This is a genomic window from Geodermatophilus chilensis, assembly GCF_002802985.1.
GTDB classification, from domain to species: domain Bacteria; phylum Actinomycetota; class Actinomycetes; order Mycobacteriales; family Geodermatophilaceae; genus Geodermatophilus; species Geodermatophilus chilensis.
The window spans coordinates 1-1,703 of sequence record NZ_NVPT01000336.1 but is presented as its reverse complement, the minus strand read 5'-3'; the positions used below and the strand labels follow the sequence as shown (position 1 = coordinate 1,703).

The window sequence follows — 1,703 nt, the reverse complement described above, 5'->3', positions numbered from 1 at the left end:
CTAGCCCGGATCTTTCATCTGGCAGCCAATGATCATCGAGAGGGGCCTCGATGGGCCGCTGGGGCGTGATTCTGGTGTCGGGGTACGACGGTTCTCCCGAGGTCGCTCGGGTGGACGCCGGTTCCACGATCCGGGGTTGTTCAGGGTCGTCGGGACGGTCGAGGCTGTGGTCAGCCGGGAGCGCGCACTGGTGCGGCGGTCAGGGGGCGTAGCCGGGCGACGGCGTCGGCGACGGTTCTGGCCCAGGGATGGTGGTCGGCCAGGTGCAGCAGTCGCTGTCGTGCGGTGCGGGCGAGGGTGGCCGGGACGGTGAACAGCCTGGTCCGCAGCCGTTTGGGCTCCCACCGCCGGGCGTCGGTGCCGGCGAGGGCGAGCATCTGCATCCAGGCGGTGAGTTCGCAGGCCAGCGCGACGATGGCGCACCAGATCTGGTTCTGGGCGAAGTCATGCAGCGGCAGGTTGGTCAGCCCGGTGTCCTTCGCGCAGCGGATGCGGTCCTCGGCGCGGGCCCGGCGGCGGTGTCGCAGTTCCAGGTCGGGCAGCTGCCCGCGGGTGCTGTTGGTGGCGAACGCGGTGACCCGTAGCCCGTCGGCGTCGGTGATCCGCAGCTGCGCCCCGGGGTGCGGGCGTTCCTTGCGGGCGATGACCCGCATCCCTGGCGGCCAGCTGGTCAGGTCCAGCAGCCCGGTGAGCTCGGCTACCCAGGCGCCCTCGCGAATCTGATCGTGGGCGTCGTAGGCCGGCGTCCACACCTCGGCGGGGATCTGGGTGAGCAGGTCGGCGGTGTTGGCCGGCAGGCCGAAGCCGATCGAGTAGGACAACCGCTGCCCTGTCAGCCAGGTCAGGAACTTGTGGCTGGCTCCGGCCCCGTCGGTGCGGATCAGCACCTTCCGCCCGGGCCGGGTGCCGGACCGGTGCCCGGGCAGCTGCGCCAGCGCCTGGCGGGCGACGGTGATGTGGTCGGCCGCGGTGTTCGAGCCGGCGTTCCCCGCCCGGAGCAGCACCGCCAGCGGTTCCCCGTTGCCCTCGGCCCCGTGGTCGAGGAAGGAGCACAGCGGGTGGTGCCCGTACCCGCGCTTGAACGTCGGCGCGGCCTGCTCCTTCTCCGAGTGCGACGTGACCAGGGTGGCGTCGACGTCGATGATCAGCGGCGCCATGGCGCCGACGCCGTGGTCGGGGGCGTGCTCGCCGGCCAGCGCCCACACCTGCGCCCGGGCCATCGCCCGGGCGGTGTTGATCGCTTTCAGCGCGGCGGGCGCGTCGGCGGCGAGCGCGTCGATCGTGCGGGAGACCGTCGGATCCGAGGCGACCTGGCCGTAGACACCCGGTTCGGCGCGCAGCAGGCCGATGTCGGCCAGGCAGTCCCCGCCCAACGCCAGGGTCAGCGCCAGGTCCAGGACGACCTTGGCCGGGTCGTGGACCGCCAGCGGCTTGCGCCACGGCGCCAACGCTGCCGACAGCGCCGCGTCCAGGCCGGCGGCCGCGACGGTGTCGGTCAGCAGCACACCACCGGCCTGCCCGACCGCCGGTACGTCGGCCGTGTCGACGGTCAGACGGGGATAGAACCGGCGACGCTTCTTCACCTGGAAGGTGCTCCTCGATCGCTTCGGATATGTCCCTAGACAAGACACATCCTTGCTGGTCAGGAGCACCTTTCAGTTGATCAACACCCGGTCCCGCCGCCCTGCCGTGAAAGCCCCGGG

1 protein-coding gene is annotated in these 1,703 nt (G+C 71.8%); it reads right to left on the bottom strand.

Annotated elements, in window-relative coordinates; translation table 11 throughout:
* Positions 1-170: 170 nt before the first annotated feature.
* Positions 171-1,583 (bottom strand): IS1380 family transposase, encoded by a 1,413-nt coding sequence (locus CNO22_RS26970; RefSeq protein ID WP_100502291.1) that lies wholly within the window; start codon positions 1,581-1,583, stop codon positions 171-173.
* Positions 1,584-1,703 lie beyond the last annotated feature (120 nt).